19 protein-coding genes and 1 tRNA gene are annotated in these 17,638 nt (G+C 44.2%); 9 read left to right on the top strand and 11 right to left on the bottom strand.

Going from position 1 to position 17,638, the window contains the following annotated elements:
- Positions 1–5 precede the first annotated feature (5 nt).
- The gene (locus GO755_RS27115; RefSeq protein WP_157588448.1) at positions 6–365 is read left to right on the top strand and encodes a winged helix-turn-helix transcriptional regulator; all 360 of its coding nucleotides are present in this window, start codon (positions 6–8) and stop codon (positions 363–365) included.
- Between the two features lie 65 nt (positions 366–430).
- Here GO755_RS27115 and GO755_RS27110 read toward each other — a convergent pair whose 3' ends face one another.
- Positions 431–1,444 (bottom strand): TlpA disulfide reductase family protein, encoded by a 1,014-nt coding sequence (locus tag GO755_RS27110; protein ID WP_157588447.1) that lies wholly within the window; start codon positions 1,442–1,444, stop codon positions 431–433.
- Between the two features lie 247 nt (positions 1,445–1,691).
- On the opposite strand from GO755_RS27110, the gene GO755_RS27105 reads away from it, so the two are divergent.
- Positions 1,692–2,063, top strand: a complete 372-nt coding sequence (locus GO755_RS27105; protein WP_157588446.1) for a hypothetical protein — start codon at positions 1,692–1,694, stop codon at positions 2,061–2,063.
- A 357-nt stretch (positions 2,064–2,420) separates the two neighbouring features.
- Here GO755_RS27105 and GO755_RS27100 read toward each other — a convergent pair whose 3' ends face one another.
- Together GO755_RS27100 and GO755_RS27095 are read right to left on the bottom strand one after the other, a co-directional pair.
- A complete protein-coding gene (locus tag GO755_RS27100) occupies positions 2,421–4,448 on the bottom strand; it encodes a hypothetical protein (RefSeq protein ID WP_157588445.1) in 2,028 nt (675 codons plus the stop codon).
- A gap of 281 nt (positions 4,449–4,729) precedes the next feature.
- A complete protein-coding gene (locus GO755_RS27095; RefSeq protein WP_157588444.1) occupies positions 4,730–5,122 on the bottom strand; it encodes a T9SS type A sorting domain-containing protein in 393 nt (130 codons plus the stop codon).
- A 396-nt stretch (positions 5,123–5,518) separates the two neighbouring features.
- Here GO755_RS27095 and GO755_RS27090 point away from each other — a divergent pair, with 396 nt between their 5' ends.
- The 3 genes from GO755_RS27090 (at position 5,519) to GO755_RS41580 (ending at position 7,091) form a co-directional block, all read left to right on the top strand.
- The gene (locus tag GO755_RS27090) at positions 5,519–5,899 is read left to right on the top strand and encodes a hypothetical protein (protein WP_198174944.1); all 381 of its coding nucleotides are present in this window, start codon (positions 5,519–5,521) and stop codon (positions 5,897–5,899) included.
- Between the two features lie 88 nt (positions 5,900–5,987).
- The gene (locus GO755_RS27085; protein ID WP_157588442.1) at positions 5,988–6,410 is read left to right on the top strand and encodes a hypothetical protein; all 423 of its coding nucleotides are present in this window, start codon (positions 5,988–5,990) and stop codon (positions 6,408–6,410) included.
- Between the two features lie 117 nt (positions 6,411–6,527).
- Entirely contained in the window at positions 6,528–7,091 is a 564-nt protein-coding gene (locus GO755_RS41580; protein ID WP_157588441.1) for a GNAT family N-acetyltransferase, read from the top strand.
- A gap of 162 nt (positions 7,092–7,253) precedes the next feature.
- On the opposite strand, the gene GO755_RS27075 is transcribed toward GO755_RS41580, so the two are convergent.
- The 6 genes from GO755_RS27075 to GO755_RS27050 form a co-directional block, all read right to left on the bottom strand.
- Positions 7,254–7,517, bottom strand: a complete 264-nt coding sequence (locus tag GO755_RS27075; protein ID WP_449448584.1) for a DMT family transporter — start codon at positions 7,515–7,517, stop codon at positions 7,254–7,256.
- A gap of 532 nt (positions 7,518–8,049) precedes the next feature.
- Entirely contained in the window at positions 8,050–8,697 is a 648-nt protein-coding gene (locus GO755_RS27070) for a hypothetical protein (RefSeq protein WP_157588439.1), read from the bottom strand.
- A 366-nt stretch (positions 8,698–9,063) separates the two neighbouring features.
- Positions 9,064–10,209: a chromate transporter gene (locus tag GO755_RS27065; RefSeq protein WP_157588438.1), complete on the bottom strand. Its 1,146-nt coding sequence runs from the start codon at positions 10,207–10,209 to the stop codon at positions 9,064–9,066.
- A gap of 13 nt (positions 10,210–10,222) precedes the next feature.
- A complete protein-coding gene (locus GO755_RS27060) occupies positions 10,223–11,206 on the bottom strand; it encodes a DUF1259 domain-containing protein (RefSeq protein ID WP_157588437.1) in 984 nt (327 codons plus the stop codon).
- A 36-nt stretch (positions 11,207–11,242) separates the two neighbouring features.
- The gene (locus tag GO755_RS27055; protein WP_198174943.1) at positions 11,243–11,776 is read right to left on the bottom strand and encodes a hypothetical protein; all 534 of its coding nucleotides are present in this window, start codon (positions 11,774–11,776) and stop codon (positions 11,243–11,245) included.
- A 61-nt stretch (positions 11,777–11,837) separates the two neighbouring features.
- Positions 11,838–12,695, bottom strand: coding sequence for a chromate resistance protein ChrB domain-containing protein (locus tag GO755_RS27050; RefSeq protein WP_157588436.1), 858 nt, complete (start codon positions 12,693–12,695; stop codon positions 11,838–11,840).
- A gap of 324 nt (positions 12,696–13,019) precedes the next feature.
- Between GO755_RS27050 and GO755_RS27045 the strand changes: the two genes are divergently transcribed.
- The 4 genes from GO755_RS27045 to GO755_RS27030 all read left to right on the top strand — a co-directional run bounded on the left by GO755_RS27045 (position 13,020) and on the right by GO755_RS27030 (position 15,809).
- Positions 13,020–13,223, top strand: coding sequence for a hypothetical protein (locus GO755_RS27045; protein ID WP_157588435.1), 204 nt, complete (start codon positions 13,020–13,022; stop codon positions 13,221–13,223).
- 5 nt (positions 13,224–13,228) lie between these two features.
- Entirely contained in the window at positions 13,229–13,813 is a 585-nt protein-coding gene (locus tag GO755_RS27040) for a recombinase family protein (protein WP_157588434.1), read from the top strand.
- Positions 13,814–13,841: 28 nt separating this feature from the next.
- Complete coding sequence (locus tag GO755_RS27035; RefSeq protein WP_157588433.1) at positions 13,842–15,482, top strand: P-loop NTPase fold protein; 1,641 nt, start codon at positions 13,842–13,844, stop codon at positions 15,480–15,482.
- 84 nt (positions 15,483–15,566) lie between these two features.
- Positions 15,567–15,809 carry a hypothetical protein gene (locus GO755_RS27030; protein ID WP_157588432.1) on the top strand — a complete coding sequence of 81 codons (243 nt, stop codon included), beginning with the start codon at positions 15,567–15,569 and terminating at the stop codon, positions 15,807–15,809.
- Between the two features lie 347 nt (positions 15,810–16,156).
- On the opposite strand, the gene GO755_RS27025 is transcribed toward GO755_RS27030, so the two are convergent.
- Together GO755_RS27025 and GO755_RS27020 are read right to left on the bottom strand one after the other, a co-directional pair.
- A tRNA-Val gene (locus GO755_RS27025) sits at positions 16,157–16,231 on the bottom strand.
- A 37-nt stretch (positions 16,232–16,268) separates the two neighbouring features.
- The gene (locus tag GO755_RS27020) at positions 16,269–17,585 is read right to left on the bottom strand and encodes an MFS transporter (protein ID WP_157588431.1); all 1,317 of its coding nucleotides are present in this window, start codon (positions 17,583–17,585) and stop codon (positions 16,269–16,271) included.
- Positions 17,586–17,638: the final 53 nt, after the last annotated feature.

Here is a 17,638-nt window from a genome sequence, read left to right as displayed (position 1 = left end):
GAAGGATGTACGAGAAAAAATTACCCGTCGAACTCGACTGCGGCCTCCACTTGTTTATGGAAGTTATGAATGGGAAGTGGAAGATCAGTCTTATCTGGAGCATTCATTCTGGCATCAGGCGGCCTGGCGAATTGCATCGCAAAATTTCTAAAGCGTCGCGGAGGTTGTTAGACACCCAGTTAAACCAGTTGGTGGAGCATGGTATCGTTTCCAAAACTAGTTTTGATCAAAAGCCTTTGAAGGTCGAATATAACCTCACCCCACTTGGCGAAACATTGATCCCCGTCATTGAATTGACTGCAAAATGGGGCGAAGACCATCGTAGTGTATTAGAGCCGCTATTTATCAAAGAGCAATATGCGTGACCCTAACCTACGATCTCATTAGCCGATTTTTGGCTTCTAACTATATTAGTACTTATACCAGCAGTTTATTTCTTATCAATTATTCGAATCGCACTGTCAAGAGTAGTTGCTAGCACTTTATTCGAGCCATCAACCAATATAAATTGAGGTACGGCATTGAGAGCCAACTGCTTGGCGATAGGGCCTGACAAATAATTAAGATCCGAAAGCTGTGGCCAGGTTAGACCATCTTTTGCGATGGCGTTGACCCAGGCGGCTCGATTATCATCCAGGGAAATACTAATTAGCTCAACCCGGGTATGGTCAAGGCGTTGATATAACTTGACCAAATCCCGACGATTGTGAATCCGGCAAGGCGCACACCAGGAGGCCCAAAAGGCGAGCAAGGTGTAGGGCTTGCCGGAAGGAAGAACTCGCTGGAGCACGCCGTTTGTATCGGGCAAGCTAAAACCATTTAGGGTCTTATCAAGAGCCGTGGCCTCTTCGTTCAGCAGTTTCTTCTTTAAGTCCTGGGCATCCTGTGAATTCTGAAGTGCAGGGGATAGCCTGGCTATCAGGTCTTTACTTAAACTAGCTCCTAACGTTCTGGAATTCATACTCACCAGGAAAAAGGAATAAGAGGAAGTAGGATGACTAACCACATACTGACTGATTAGATCAGCCACCTGTTGGTTCTTTTGGGCTCTACTGAGCGTAGAGGTATTATAGGCATTTATTTGGTTGAGATTGGTAAAATAGTCCACGGTTTCTGGGGGACCACTAACTTCAATCGGCTGAAGATACCCCCCGTCTAGTTTAAAGCTAGCTCGTATCGTATCATTACTAAGCCACACACCTAGGCCCTGCCAGGCTTTATCGGTACCAACGCTAGCAATATAGGGATGATGGACCTTACCGGTGAAGGTGAATTGGCCATTAGCAATTGGCGTGGTATCGGCTCGAGCAATGTCCCGCTGAAACAAGGTGGCCTTTTGGGAGGCATCATCGCCGACAATTCGGCCAATCAGCACAAATCCTTTGTTTTGTCCCTGACTAACTAGACTGAGACCAATAAGTAGCAAAGTCAAATGAGCTTTCATCAAATCAATAAATCTAAGCTAATGAGATCGATTAAGTTATAATTATTCCGGCGAATTATTTGTCCTGCTAAGGCGGTCTTTCCACAAATAGGTTATTACTCTAATCCGTGCTCTTTGTTTAATATCCTATCCTTGAAATAATCAAAGTGTAAGACAATTTGTGTCTGACTGATGCAACCCAGAGAGGCAGTTATTCATCTACTGGCTAATAAAGAGAATCACTATCTAGTTAACTTTAAAAGCCATCATGATGACCCGTTTTATAGTATGCATTGGTATCAGCTTGTTCCTATGTTCGTGCTCTTCTACCAAAAACTGGCAAGGAACCTCTAATTCTCAGGTTGCTCAAGCCGAGTTTAAAGAATTAAATGGTAAACAAACGTTCACGCTCCATGTACCTGATAATGATACTTATCTAGCTTACCAATTCAAAGAAACGGATGGTCAATTGGAGGCTATTATAAAGTCAGCTTCAGAACGCATATTCGATCAAAAGATTGAATCCTCTGAAGCGGATTCCTTTCACTTGGTCAATCAGAAAGGAGCGGAATATAAAGTGACAATAAAGGGTAAGCACGCGTCAGGTGCCTTTTATGTCAGGTTTGAATCTTCTAAATAAGTAAGAATTACTTCACCTGTTCTAGTTAAGTTTTTGCTGTTGTATAAGTGCATTGGTTGTTGCAAAAGTCAATACTGCTGCGAACTGGCGTGTTGAACTGGCAACGTTTTGTTATTTATCAGGCCAATTACAATCTAGGATTTGTAGGCATTGGGTTTTGCAACAGCCACTGGAATTATGTAAACCTAGAGTAATTATTGACTAATCAATTTATTGGTGAATCTACCTTTTTGACGTGAAGATAGCCGTTCTAATTTCTGAGAACCTTATTTGGTGTGCTCATTCCTATGATTGAAAAACCCCCAAATTCAACGAATTTGGGGGTTTTAGGCGGGTCTGTTCTCTTTTGAACAAATCTTACCGGCTCTTGATCAATTTTACCGTTTGAACTTGACCCTTCGTGCGTACCTGAACCAGATGCATACCTGCTCCCTGGCCTACTGGCAGACTGATCCGTTCCCCATCACTGGGCCATTCCAACCGCTGCTGGTGATGGCTTCGGCCCTGAAGGTCCATGACCGTCACCTCCACCCAACTCCCCATAACTCCGCTAATTTCTACGTCCACCTGCTGGCTCTGGATTGGATTCCCAAACACCTTAACCTGTAAGCCGTTGCTGACCTCACTGGCTCCCTGTCGGGCACCCCCAGTACAGGCCGCCAGCCAGAAGTAGTTATAGGCCGAGGTCGTATTACCCTGCTGGGCAATCAGCGTCAGCAGCGGCTCATTCGTCGATAAGGTCTGGCTATAAGGACCAGCCTGAGTCGTGATTGTTCCATTGGTCATGGCCAGCACGATTGGCTCACCTGTCAGCCCTGTATACTGAGGAGTAAATGTCACCTGCCACTGATTGCCCCCCAGGTTCTGACATCCATTCGTGGTGACGCTAACTAAAGCAAAGGGTTGAGTGGGTGGAGTAGTCCCGTTCACGGTGAGTTGGAAGCTGGTGGCGACAAACAAGCCACTTGGATCAACCGCCGTTACACTGATGGGAAAACTGCCCGTGCCGGAGGGTGTACCACTAATGATGACCCCTGTTAGGTTCAGCGTCGAGGGAAGACCGGATACGATATAGGTTAAGGGGTTTCCATCTGGATCGGTAAAATAGTTAGCCAAGCTGAGTTGGTAGGCTTGCCCTGGCTGTGCCGTCTGTGGGGGAATCCCCGTGGTGGTTGGGGGTCGGTTGGGGGTAGAGTTGTTACAGGCCGCCAGCCACTGATAGTTATAGCTGGTGAGGACCCCGTTCTGCTGGGCAATCAGGGTAATGATTGGATTGCTGGAGTCGAGATTGAGGCTGTAGGGTCCTGGTTGGGAGGTCAGGGGGAGCTGCTGATAGACGGTAAAAATGATGGGCTGCCCCGTGGTACCCACGTATTGGGGGTTGAAGGTGAGTAGTCGTTGGTTGGCCGAGATGGTCTGGCAACTAATGAGGTTGACGCCGGTAATGGCGAAGCTAGTCGCTGATGGGTTGACGGTAATGACGATGGGTCGCCAGGCCGAGCGGAGGACTGTGTTGTTGACCAGGGTTAAATTCATGACCCCTGAGGTCAGCGGAATACCCTGGATGGCGGGCGGACTGCTCGGTGCAAAATTCAGTCCATTTGCTGGCAGCCCCGTCACCCATAGGCTCAGTAAGCTATCGACAGGTACTAAGTAAGGCAGCGTTTGCTGGAAGGGAACCCCCACCGTGGCCGTTAAATTGAGGGGGGGGACAGGGGGCGCGTCGATGACGGTAATGATGATGGGTCGCCAGGCCGAGCGGAGGACTGTGTTGTTGACTAGGGTTAAGTTCACCACCCCGGAGGTAATAGGAATACCCTGGATGCCGGGCGGCCTGCCCAGTTCAATACGCAGTCCATTGGCGGGTAGTCCTGTCAAATCGTACGAAAGTAAGCTATCGAGAGGTACTAAGAGAGGCATCGTTTTCTGGAAGGGCACCCCCACAATGGCCGTTAGACTGAGGGGGGGGGGCAGGGGGGCATCGATGACGGTAATAATGATGGGTCGCCAGGCCGAGCGGAGGACTGTGTTATTGACCAGGGTTAAGTTCACCACCCCTGAAGTCAGCGGAATACCCTGGATGCCGGGCGGCCTGCCCAGTTCAATACGCAGTCCATTGGCGGGTAGTCCTGTCAAATCATACGAAAGTAAGCTATCGAGAGGTACTAAGAGAGGCATCGTTTTCTTGAAGGGTACGCCCACAATGGCCGTTAGACTGAGGGGGGTGGGGTCGATAGCCGTATTGGGTTCACGAATAGACGTTGAAGCCTGACTTGAATCGGTCTTGGTGAGAGTAGCCTTAACCTCCGCCTGCAAATTCCAGCAGACAAGCAGTAATAATCCAATTAACCAGCCGAGCGTCCGAGTAGTAGTACGTGTAGACATATCAGGAGTGTTTAAGTTTATGAAGCTTGTGGTACTTCCTAATACTACTAAATTGTTGGTATTGAGCTTTTTAGATATGTGTAAACGGTAAATTATTTTATTGAATAGTCCACCCTTAAATTACCGTTTCCTAAAACGCCCAATTTTTGAAGCAGATAGATGATGATACCTTCGTCTCAAGTAGGAGCGATACATGAGTCATCCCGAATTTTGTGATTAGCTTCTCAAAATTCGGGATGACTCATGTTTATCGGATTAAGGGTATGGCGGATAGCAGGCTATTAGTTGATGGCCACCAATCGGCTGATATCCTGAGGTTTCTGGGTTCCCAGCGTCACTGTGTGTTGAGTGGTTTTCTTGCCGTCTGTGATGCTCAATTGATAAGCGCCGTCAGGTAAGTCACTCATATCGAGTTGTAAGCGAACGGCGGTTTCTTGTTTCCCCACGTGTTTAACAAAGAACATTTGGCCAGTGCCATCGGCCAATCGAATCTGAAGGGCATGACCCGTTTGTTTATCAAGAGCGATCTGCAATTTCCCCGCTTTGTTGGTATAGATGCCACTTTGGAAAGCAGGGCTTGGTTGAGCGTCGGCAGGAGCTTGAGCTAAAGTAGTATAGGCAGTGGTGATCACCAGGGCGATCGCAACGAGCAGGGGTTTGATGAGCGTTTTCATGATCTTATTGTATTTGTGTTTGTGTTTCGTTTTTGACTAGGTCAAAGGTCGGGTGGTGTGGGGAAAGACATTATCTCAAATGAGTCAATTACTAGCACTTTTGAGATAATGTAGCTCGTCGAGCTATGGAGTTATATGGATAAGCCAATTACGAAGACCGATTGGGAAAAGGTAGGGTGTAAAACCTGATATTGCTGTGAGTGTGGCTCAAGCATTAGAGGCAGTGCTAGAACGCATCAACCATAAACAACCTATTGATGGGTAGCCAATTGAAAGCTGTGGCTAATAGTTCAATAGGAGGGTTTCAAGAGATTAACAACTCAAGAGTATTAAGGCTGTAGTTTCGTACTTTGGCTAACATATCATTGATTATACAATAGAATACACCTTATTTATATGAGACAATTGACTTTATCCCTTATGTTGTTCTGCTGTCTTGGACCACTTTCCCATTTGCTGGCGCAAGACAAAATTGATAAGTATTGCCTCCTCATTAATGAGACAACAGTCAAAGCCGTTAGAGAGCAAAATACCTTTAAACTTTTTCTAGGGTACGAAAATTCGTTAATGGCTTTTAAGGATACAGCACTGCTGGCGCAACTGAAGCAAGTAGAGAAACGAGCAAACCTAGTCGATGCTTTTAACTATCTGGCTAGTTTAGGCTGGCAATACATTGGCTTAACGGCGAGTATGAATAGCCGGACCAGTTTTGCTAATACTAATCTTAGTCAGCAATATTTATTTAAGCGCACCTTTGATCGAAGTGCGTTAAAGTGATTAGCTCTACCTAGGAGGCCTATAACTTATGGTCATGCAAAATCTGGGGCTCAATATTGTGCTTTTTGGTCTAGGTTAACATACTCCCGTGGCTGTTGCAAAAGTATGGAATGGGTTAGCTAAGCCTAAATTGACGACCAAATCAGTCTATCCCTTAAAAGACTATACTCTGGATTTGCCACAGGCAAAGATGTGGTTACCAGGTAAATGGAAGTTGATCAAGCAATCGTCCATGGTTCTTAACTCCACTCTACCGAATGTAGAGCTGGTTATCGGTGAGAATCAGATTAGCGTTATAGACAATGGCACCCAAGCTGACAAGGTTGATTATGAAGTAGTTAAGTTAGCGTACCAGGTAGGGCACTATTTACAGATTACTACCAATGCCCAGCCCAGGGAAGACAACTGGTATGTGCGTAATCCTGTTTTATATATTAATAAGAATCGAATGTATATTGATTTAGGCAGGGCTCAAGACTTGCCTGCTTATGAATTCAGTAAAGTGAATTAACTCAGCTCGATTGGGCCTAAACTGCACTTAGGAGATAAGACCATAGAAGGATAAGTTTAAACCGGTTCCGACTTTTGCAACCGCCACGCCCCTTATACAACCAAAAAAATAAGTATTGTGATTTCTATTAGAAAGCTTGTTGCATTCACATCCGAGCACCAAAAGGCACTTGGCGATTCGGGCTATACGTCCTGCTATAGTTACCAGGTTGAGAAAAAAATAAGTGTTGATACCATAGTAATCAAACTCCAGCGATATAGACTTGAAAAGCCTTATAGTAAACGATGGCATGTCGATCAAGAAACGATAGCTCACTATCATGAGTTGATTTCTCAGGGGTATTCCTGGGGGAGTTTCGACCAAGAATGTTTGGTGGGCGTGATGATCGTGGAGAAACGAGCGTGGAATAATTCGTTTTGGATTGATTATATAGAGGTTGTTAAATCCTATCAAGGCAGAGGAATTGGAAGCCAGTTATTGGCTACGCTTATCGAAGAAGCCAAGCAAGAGCAAGTCAGAGTTATTACTCTTGAAACTCAAAACACCAACGGAGATGCCATTGATTTTTATCAACGAAATGGTTTTGAGCTTGATGGCTTGAATATGACTTTATATGATGCAGAACACGGCAAGGAAATCGCTATTTTTCTGAGTAAACGAATTGAGTTTTTCCCTGAATAGGAAGACTCTGTAAATGATTCGGTATTGTCATGGTTTGAGTAGAATTAAACTACTTCCCTCGTGTTTTTAGTTTCTTGAATACTATCCACCGTTTATTTTGTATCAAGGTATGTAGAATACCTGCCTTTTCTGGTAGTGTCTGAGTTTGGCCGTATTCTAGTTTTAATGATTCGAACTGAGTTTCATCAGGATAAGACCAGCAATAATTAGCAAGGCAGCTATCAAACGGGGAAGGCTCACTTGTTCGCCCAAAAAGATAATACCAATAATGAATGCTCCTACAGCTCCTATGCCCGTCCAAATCGTATAGGCTGTTCCTAATGGTAAGGTTCGGATGGCTATCGCCAACAGACCAAAACTAGCCATCATAGCAACGAGGGTGATTAGGGATGGGATAAGGCGGCTAAAACCATCCGACTGTTTCATAAAGTAGGCCCAAACGACCTCTAACAGTCCAGCAAAAACTAGATAAACCCAAGACATAACTCTGACCTCTTTTAAGAAGCCGGGTCGTCCCGAATTAAATCCCATTATGGGGGAGGTCGTCCTCCTAGTCCTTATAAGGAAGACTTATAAGATTTTGTAAAGATAATATTTCAGTAAATGATTGGCAAACTGGATCAACCACCGTTACACTGATGGGAAAACTGCCCGTGCCGGCGGGCGTACCACTAATAATGACGCCTGTTGGGGTCAGGGGTGCGGGAAGGCCGGCAACGATATAGGTTAAGGGGTTTCCATCTGGATCGACAAAGTAGTTCGCTAAGCTGAGTTGGTAAGCTTGCCCTGGCTGTGCCGTCTGTGGATATGTGTAAACGGTAATTATTTGATTGAATAGCCCACATCGATGCTAACGTTCCCTAAAACGCCCGAATTATAGACACCTCCTCGTCTCAGTTGGGAGAGTTAATCAACAAATTGTTTAACTGCCTGGTGGACTGCATCAGCGATTCGTCGCTTATATTTTTTGTCCTCCCGATTTAATTGGAATGAAGTCTTCATAGTTGGTAAAATACTCTAGGCCTAAAACTAATAACATCGAGCTTATAATATATACTTTCTGCATGATGACTGCTAAACCCAAATAACCTAAACCAAAAAGGAAAAAGAAAGAGTAATAAGTTAATAAGCAAATAATACAGCAGACTTTAAGTAAATGAAGTTTTGACTGTAGGATAAATACAGTAATCGTAAATAAACCAATCAATGTTAAAATGATCGATAGTACTCCCAAGTCATGCAAGGGTGTTGCGATTAAGAAAATAAGTATGATGTTGGTAGCGCCTATAAATTTTAAACTAGTAGCCCATTGTCTTGAAGATATCTTTTTTGACATGTTAATAAAAAAAATTCCATAACCAACCGAGTGGAATACCATTCCAATAAGTGCCCAAATCCAGCCAGGGTTTTCTGACCCATTTATCGCTTTTGGTGCAAACAAATTGCTTAGGAAATTTTTCGACCAGTCAAACCCTATAGAATTTTTGTCAAGCACTGAGCCGCCTGGATAGGCCAATGTTGCTTTTACTATTAATAGCCCTGAAGTAATCAAACATATCAAAACCGAATACTTTTTAACTAGTTGCTTACTTGTTAAACTTTCCATTTGTCGATTAAGTGATATGTTGTTTGTAGCAAGTTAGTTTTCAATGACCGCTAACTCGCCGATTGACGCACTTTCAATACAAAATACGCATTGTATATTTTGTATTGTTACAGAGGAAGCCTACTTGGCCGTTTCCCAAAACACTCTATTTATGAGTAAATACATAAACGCCCCTTCGTCTCATGCGGGAGCATTTTTTGAGATTAGGCTTGTTACCTTTCACGACAGATGTTACTTATCTTTTTGTCCAGTAAAATGTAGCCAATCCAGATCATTGGGATTAGCAAAAATAAGCTTTCGACCATCACTATAGAGAAATGAATCTGCAACGACCATCACAGATTCATTACCCTGTTCACATACAAATTATACAATGTAACGCAACAACAAACCAATCATGGCGGCTCCACCAATGATACTTAATTCAGGTAGTTTTTTAAAGCGATAAAGTAGCCCGATAGTAGTTATTGCGATTAAAATAGCCGGTATATCAACTAACTGACGGCGGGCCAGCACAATCACCGCCCCGGCTATAGCTCCAACTGCGGCAATTGTAATTCCGTCAACAAATGCTTTGATGCTTGGATTCTTACCCCAACGTTTGAAGTAGGGCGCAGGCAGAACCGTCAACAAATAGCAGGGTAGGAATGTAGCCAAGGCGGCAACACAAGCCCCCGGCAAACCAGCCACCAAATACCCAATAAAAGCCACGGTAATAACAACGGGGCCGGGCGTAATCATGGCCACCGCTACGGCATCTAAAAACTGTTGCTCGGTCAACCAGCCGTATTCTTTGACTACACCACCATACAAAAATGGGACAATGGCCAGCCCACTACCAAATACAAAGGTGCCTGCTTTGGCAAAGAAAACTGCCAGCTTCCAAAGAATAGAGTTAGTTTGGAAATCTTGAAGTTGTGGCAGAAAGGGAACAAGGCTATTCCCCACACCGGGCCGGATTAAGTGAGGGGGTGTTTTCACTAGCCAATAGATGCCACCCGACAGCAAAACCAGCCACAACAATTCCGATTCTGTGACCGCTGTAGCGATAGCAGATACCGCAAATAACCCCCAACTCAATTGATCCTTACCAACAGTTTTGGTCGTTAGTTTGTACGTGCCATTCGCAACAATGCCAATCACGGCGGCCCCAATACCGTAGAATATAGCTTGCATCCAAGGCAAGCCCCCAAACTGTTGATAAGCCCAACCCAACGCAACGACCATAATAAAGGAAGGCAATACGAAGGCTAGGCCAACCAATGTAGCACCCAAGCTACCATAATGAACATAGCCCATATAGATAGCCAGTTGAGCCGCCAAGGGGCCAGGCGCCAATTGAGCCAACGCCATACCTTCCCGGTAATCGTCCTCACTAATCCACTGTCGATCAATGACTAAATCGCGGTGCATGGCACTAACTAAAGCGGGTGGCCCACCAAACCCCAACGTGCCCAAGCGGACAAAGTACCGTACCAAGTCATTGCGTGAGTAAGAAGCTTGTTCTTTCATAGGGTGGTTTCAATCATTTATGGTTCATGCTTCCCGGTTTCCCTAATTGATCGAGTGCCGCCCGAAATCCTTTGGCTAATTCGAGCGCCGGGCCTCGTCCATAGTAGTGCAGGAAAACGGTTCGTGGCTGTTCGCCTAACATATGGTGGTGAGTGGCCACGACTTCAAGTTTATGGCTCCGCAGGGCGCTGATTACATTGTTTACTTCTCCTTCCAGCATGGCAATATCACCAGCAATGTGGGCGGCATCCTGTTTGCCAGCAAATGACGCCCAGGAGTTTAGCCCAATGGCGGCTGTCATTTCAGCACCCATAGCCACAATTTGTACATCGTCCCGGCCAACCGTGTATTTGTAAGTAGGGCCGTTGACGACGCCTTTATAGTTTACCAACCCATCAAGAGCTGGTAGATCGAAAAGCTCTTTGCCGGTCTGGCTCGTGGTTGAAGCGGGTGTAGTTGCTTGGGGTTGATTGGCCGGAAACAGCTTTGTATTTCCGATGGCAGTGGCATATTTTTTGGCCAGTTCTGCCGTACTCCCCATGCCGTGCAGGTGCATGTAAAAAATGCGCGGCTGTTCATAGAAAAAATGGTTATGGATGGCTCCCACTTCCAAGCCTGCCGAATGGGTAGCGTCGATCAACGGATTTACTTCATCTTCCAGTAATACCGTATCGCTCATCATCACGGTTTGCTTACCATCCAACGTTTTCTTGAACGATACCCAGCCGCCAAAGCCAAACGGAATCGGCACCGGCTCAGGAACGCCTGCCGCACCTTTGATCGTCACTTTCAAATCATTGCGGGGCAGTGGTACGGTATAGGTGGCTTGAGCTTCGTTGTAGGTTCCCTTTTTGCCTAATGCATTGGCAATACTTTCCTGATCTTCGACCGAAAGAGCAGGTGTTTTTATGGTAAGTTCGCCATTGTCCAATACGCTCCCACAGATGGGAATGGCGCTGATTGCTGTTGCGGTCTGTAAGAAATTTCGTCGTTTCATGGCCTTATTGAAATCATTTAAAAATGGGTTAACGAACTAGAAAACAATGCCAAACTGAAAGCCAATTGTTGCTGACATAGGCCGATCATTACCGAAACGCACGGGCAAAGGCACTGCCACAAAATAGTTGAGCGTTTGACCATGCCGAACAATTTTATTGAACACGGGCGTTACGCCGTACCGGCCCGATGTTTCAAACGCCAGCCGCCCGGCAAACGTAAAATCATGTCCCAGATTGACCAGTACGCCGGGATGAAACAGCACATTGGCCACGCGACTAGTCCCGTCCTGCGCCCGAATCAAGGGAACCACTTCGACCGAAAAGCCGATTTGTTTGGTTTTCCATAGGTTCAGGCCAATAGGAAAGCCGACCAGATAATAATCCTTAAAGTTCGTTTCAGAACCTCGCTCATCAATTGTCAACAATGGGTGAAGAACGCCAAGGTAGCCAACCATGCGCGGATAGGTTGGCGGGAGTGGTGTCTGAGCAAAAACACGAGCTACAGTCAAACACCAGAATAGGGCTATGAACAGGAAGGTAGCAAGAGAAGCGAATCGGGAGCTTTTCATCAATGACGTATCAGTTTTGGCACAAGGATACGCCGGTGGTTAGCCAGGAAATAGAATGAATTTAACCTTTTGTATCTGCTTTACCTTTTACTCTTTTTTTTCGGTATTCAGAGGGGTTTTGTCCAGTCTGCTTTTTAAAAATACGGGTAAAATGACTCTGGTCAGAGAAGCCAGTCAGATAAGCGATTTCGGTTAGGCTATAGGTGGTTGTGTCCAGCAATTGTAAGGCTTTCTCAATCCGTAATTTGCGAATGTATTCGCCAAAAGAAAGGTCATCGAAATAGCGGGCAAAGGTGCGGGATACATAGGCCGGATTAATTGCTAAATTTTCTGATAATTCAGTCAGACTCAGCGTCAAATTGGTGTCTATCTGATCTTGAATCAATTCCTTTAATTCATGCACCCAGGCGGGTGATTTTCGTTTGTCTCCACGGTTCAGAAAGGTATGTAATACCTCTAGTAATAGCCGCTCGGTGGGGCTTTGGGTGTGTTTGACGGTTTGCAGATGCCTGGCCCAGCTATAGAGCGCATCATAAATAACCATGCCCTGCGCTAACAATTGTTGGTCATCCTGGATATTGAATGACAACCCCGCTGAAATAGCCCACAGGCCAGCGGCTTGTGCCGCCAAAGCGTGATCGTCGGTATCTGCCCCGCGAACAATGGGGGCCATTGCTTGCAAAGCCGGGTCTGTGAGGGCGTGTTTTTGAAGAAAGTAATCGAATGTGCAACGATCTTCGTAATGTGTGTATTCGACATTGGGCACATCAAAGGGAATGGCCTTTAACGCCTGCGCTTGCTGAATCACCCGATCTTCAGGCACATAAATAATGTCCGCTTCCGGGTCAATAAATCGTTTGATGAGCCAGGGGCAAGCCAGACGGTCGATTTTTGGCCGTTCTCGTGTGATCCAGTTCATAATTAGAAAAGACGATGGTTTGGAGCAGATTTGAGGTTTTTTGCTACTGTAGCCCCAACAATTGAAAACTCGAACTAATTCGTAGAAGGATTGACTAGTATTTATGAACTGCAAGCTGTTCTAGAACTTTAATAGAGAGTAGTGACCTGAAATGGTGGTATAATCTAACCCATCCTGCACCGCCCAAACCTCACTTTTCGTTTTCTTTTCGGTTAGATTAAACGGTTCAATTAATTAGTTCATTTTTTCGTATATTGTAGTGGATTAATCGAACCATTCTAGACCAATAATACTGAAGCTCCTAGGCTTCTAAAATCCTTACCTATGAAATCTCTATCGGGGAAACTAAAAAATGCAGAAAAGTTACAAAGCGCTGATCATAGGCCTTTATTTTCCGCCTACATAGATGATCGATGGGAAACGATAAACGAATCGGAATTTTTCAACGCCCTCTATACAGGATTATTCATTAAAGATGAAGATGACAGCATGAAAGGGAGAGATATCTACAAACGTAAACGCGATTAGTACTTATGAAAATCGGCTACGCCCGAGTATCAACCCAGGATCAAAACCTTTCTCTTCAATTAGATGCCTTGAAAGCATCTGGCTGTGAGAAGATCTTCCAAGAGAAGGCCAGTGGAGCCAAAGTCGAACGGACAGAACTTCAAAAATTACTGGAGCACGTGCGCGAAGGTGATACGGTAGTTATCTGGAAACTGGACAGACTAGGCAGATCACTGCCTCACCTGGTCGAACTCGTCTCCACACTGGAGAGTCGGGGTATCGGCCTGATCAGCTTGAACGACCCGATTGACACCACCACAGCCCAGGGCAGACTAGTCTTCCGAATCTTCGCCAGTTTAGCCGAGTTCGAACGGGAGGTTATAAAGGAGCGTACTCAAGCGGGGCTTGCCTCCGCCCGAAGGCGCGGCCAGCAGCTAGGCCGGAAGAAAGGCTTATCCAAGGAAGCTGAGAATAAATCCCGGATTGCCGAAAGTCTTTATAAAGAAAAGAAGCTATCAGTGAATGAAATTGCCAAGCAGTTGGGGATAGCCAAGCCTACCTTGTATGTGTATTTGAAGCATCGAGGAGTTCAAATTGGAGCAATTAAATAGAGTAAATAATCCATACCAATCGTTAATCATGACAGAAATTAACATTGACCGGCCCTTTGAGGCATTTAATAATCATTTTAACAGTGAAGGAAATCAACGTATTCTATTTTCTGCACCTTTTGGCAGTGGTAAAACCTATTTTCTAGGAAAATATTTTGAATCAATTAAAGAATCGGCTAGAACTTTCTGGCTATCTCCAATTAAATATATTGTCAGCCAGAATGAAGATATTTTTGAATATATTAAGTATGACCTTGCTTATCAACTATTAGAGCAAGATGAAATAAAAAATGAAATTAAGGTAAAATATGAAGTAGACTTATATGCCTATCAATACTTTATTAACAACCCAAAAGATATATTTAAATTACTTTTCAGTGTCTTAGAGGAAGCTCCAATTGAAGCGCTTGGTTTAAAAGAGCCGATTTCTGGCGTAGTAGGTAAGGTGGGTAAAATTGGGAATTCCTTGTTAACCACTTATGAGAGTTATCAGAAGCATAAAAAAGAGCTTGATCAGCATCTTGATACTATAGCCAGTGGTTTACAAAAATATTTAGAAAGCTCAAAGGATATTAAAGGGTCAATATTTGAAGACGACCTTTTGTCTCAGATGATTCGCAAAGGTATTGATCGTTCTAGTGATGGGAAACAATCCATATTAGTTATTGATGATCTAGACCGGCTTGATCCAGAACACATTTTCAGGATTTTAAACATCCTTAGTGTCCATCAGGACTTTGCCAATGGGCAAAACAAATTTGGTTTCGATAAGATTATCTTGGTCTGCGATTACAACAATATCCAACATATTTTCACGCATAAGTATGGCCCTTTGGTTGACTTCACAGGCTATATTGAAAAGTTCTACTCCAGGGATGTTTTCTCATTTTCCAATACACAAGCCATTGCTATGTATTGCCAGTCGGAGGCAATAAGCTCTGTTTTAAGCGAGGATGGCAAAAAATTACTGAGCGAATATTTAGTTTATTTTGTAAATAATGGAAAAACGTTACGCAGTATTATTAAGCACCGCTTTGCGCCTGTGGTGAACAATTTCGTTATAGTAAATGGTACCACAAAAGATTATACTCTTGTTGTAAGGCATAACCCAAATATGCGTCCATCAGAAGAAGTGAAAGGTTATTCAGGTAGTGAATTTTATATTGAATCTAATGATTTCGAATATTTAAAAATAATCAAAATATTAATTGTCATATTTGGAGGCTTTGATACTTTATTTGATTCGCTTTTATCTTATAATGCAAACGGCGCTAATTACGCCATTAGAGACAAATATTCTGCAATAAAGGTATTAGCTCCGTTACAACTGTTGATAGAGAATTTTAATAATAAGGAATTGCTTACAGTTTCCTTTCATAAAGATGCAGATTATCAATTTAATCAAGCGCAATACATCTTATACCCCCAGACAATCATCTTCAATAAAAATGTTTTCTTAAAGTTAAAATGGAATAAAGATATTAAATATGATGGCACACGAAGTTTATATGAGAATAATTATGACTTAGTTAGCGACGAACCAATTCGAAGGAATGATAATACAACTAATCCTAACGCACTAGAACCTTCAATGAAAAATCTATTAGATATATTAAAAAACACTTTAAGTTTTATGAGAAATCAGGGATTTTCAGACAAGTTTGCTTAGTAGCCTAAAGGCATCGACAGTCCAAACGCATATATTGTGAAGCCAGGCTGCTATATAGTACCATGGCTCTTATATCTTTGAATAATGGCAAAAACCAACTACCCCCAGGCGTTTGTGGGCAAATCCGGTAATTTTTACGTAATCACAAATGAGGGGCTAGTTTATTCGGAAATTATGCCCCAGTATGCCAAACGCGACAGCATTGAGCAGTATAATTTCCGCACCGGCTGGCCCGAATACATCCGAGCAGATGAGGCTATGCAGGATTTTGACCGGGAGGTGACGATTGATCCGGCGACATTGAAGGTGATTGAAAACCTAGCATAGGGCTGGGTTTTTGAGTTTATTAAAAGGTAGCTAGTTGACAGAAAAATTAGTGGTAGTTTCGGGCCTCACCTAAACTACACCCCCTATACGACAACCAGTAACTGAGTAGAAAAGACACCTGATCCCTACCATTGATGGTGTATAGGTAGTAACTAAAACGCCCGGTCAAGCTATTGACCGGGCGTTTTAGGTTAGATCATCGTTTAAAATAAATTTGGTGCTGGCACCTTGCAGGTAAGAAGTATTAATTACATACACTTGAAGAAGCGTTATTGATACACTTCACACACACGTAAAAGATAAAAATCCCTCAAATCAGCCAGATTTGAGGGATTTTTAAAATTTAGTAGGAAGTAGCGGGCTCGAACCGCTGACCTCTGCTCTGTCAAAGCAGCGCTCTGAACCAACTGAGCTAACCTCCTTTGAAACCGGCTGGCTATTGCTAACCGGGCCACAAACTTACAAAACTTCCTCTGTTTCCAAATGGCTGTGATAAACTTTTTGCGAAGGAATGCGCCATAAAAGCACAAATCCAATGACAAACAGCACAAGCAGAGCCAGTATGCTGTTGCGCATACTACCGGTGAGTTGTTCAATCAGACCGTACACCAAAGTACCAAAAACGATGGACGTTTTTTCGGTCACGTCGTAGAAGCTGAAATACGAAGCGGTGTCCGTAGTGGCCGGAATAAGCTTGGAATACGTTGAGCGGGAAAGTGATTGAATGCCACCCATAACAAGACCAACCACGGCCGCCAGGATAAAAAACTGGGATTCCGTTTGCACAAAATAGGCGGCAGTACAAACCCCAATCCAGATCAACACGGCCACCATTAGGGCATGGGTATTCCCAAGCCGTTCCGACAGACGGGAGAATCCGTAGGCACCCGGAATCGCCACTAACTGAATCAATAGAATCGTGATAATCAGGCTCTGACCGGGTAATTTTAACTCGTCACTTCCGAAGATAGTTGCCACGTACATAACGGTTTGAACCGCCATATTGTACACGAAAAAGGAAACCAGAAAGCGCTTGGCCAGCGGACGTTCCTGTAAATTGGTCCACACATGACGCAACTCCTTGAAGCCATTCAGCAGGTAATTACCACTTCGTTCTCCTGCCTTTTTCAATCCGTCTGGCAGTCGGCTAAAGGGGATTTGAGCGAATCCAATCCACCACAGACCAACGGTTAGAAACGCAATTCGGGAGGCCATTGCTTCGGAGATATTACCGAACCACTCGCGTTTCAGAATCACCAGCAGATTAAAGACCATGAGCAGAACGCTGCCTAAATAGCCCATCGAAAATCCACGTGCACTCACGCGATCATACTGATCTTCAGTAGCAATGTCGGGCAAGTACGAATTATAGAAGACAATACTGCCACTCCAGCCAATCAGGCTGAGCCAGAAGCAGATAATAGCGAAGGTGGTTGTTTCCTGCGTGAAGAAATACAGCAGGCTACAGCTGATAGCTCCCGTATAGCAGAACACTTTCATAAATGTTTTCTTCTTACCACTATAATCGGCAATGGCAGTGCAAATGGGCGACAGCATGGCCGTAAACAGAAAAGCCGCCGAAATGGTATACGAAAACAAGACCGAGTTTTTGATGGAGAGCCCCAGAAAATTGATGATCGGGCCACCGGTTTCATTCAACGCTGTCGCCGAGAAATAAACCGGGAAAATACTGGAGACAATGACGAGCGAGTGAACCGAGTTGGCCCAATCGTAAAATGTCCAGGCAGTAAGGATACGGGGGTTGTTTTTTTGCATAAAAGGTGAAAGAGCGAAAGAGTGAATGAGCGCAGGAGTGAAAAAGTGGTTGA

Source organism: Spirosoma arboris (assembly GCF_009754945.1).
Lineage (GTDB): Bacteria > Bacteroidota > Bacteroidia > Cytophagales > Spirosomataceae > Spirosoma > Spirosoma arboris.
Note: the sequence above shows the minus strand (reverse complement) of the source record. Positions and strands in the feature narration are given on the sequence as shown.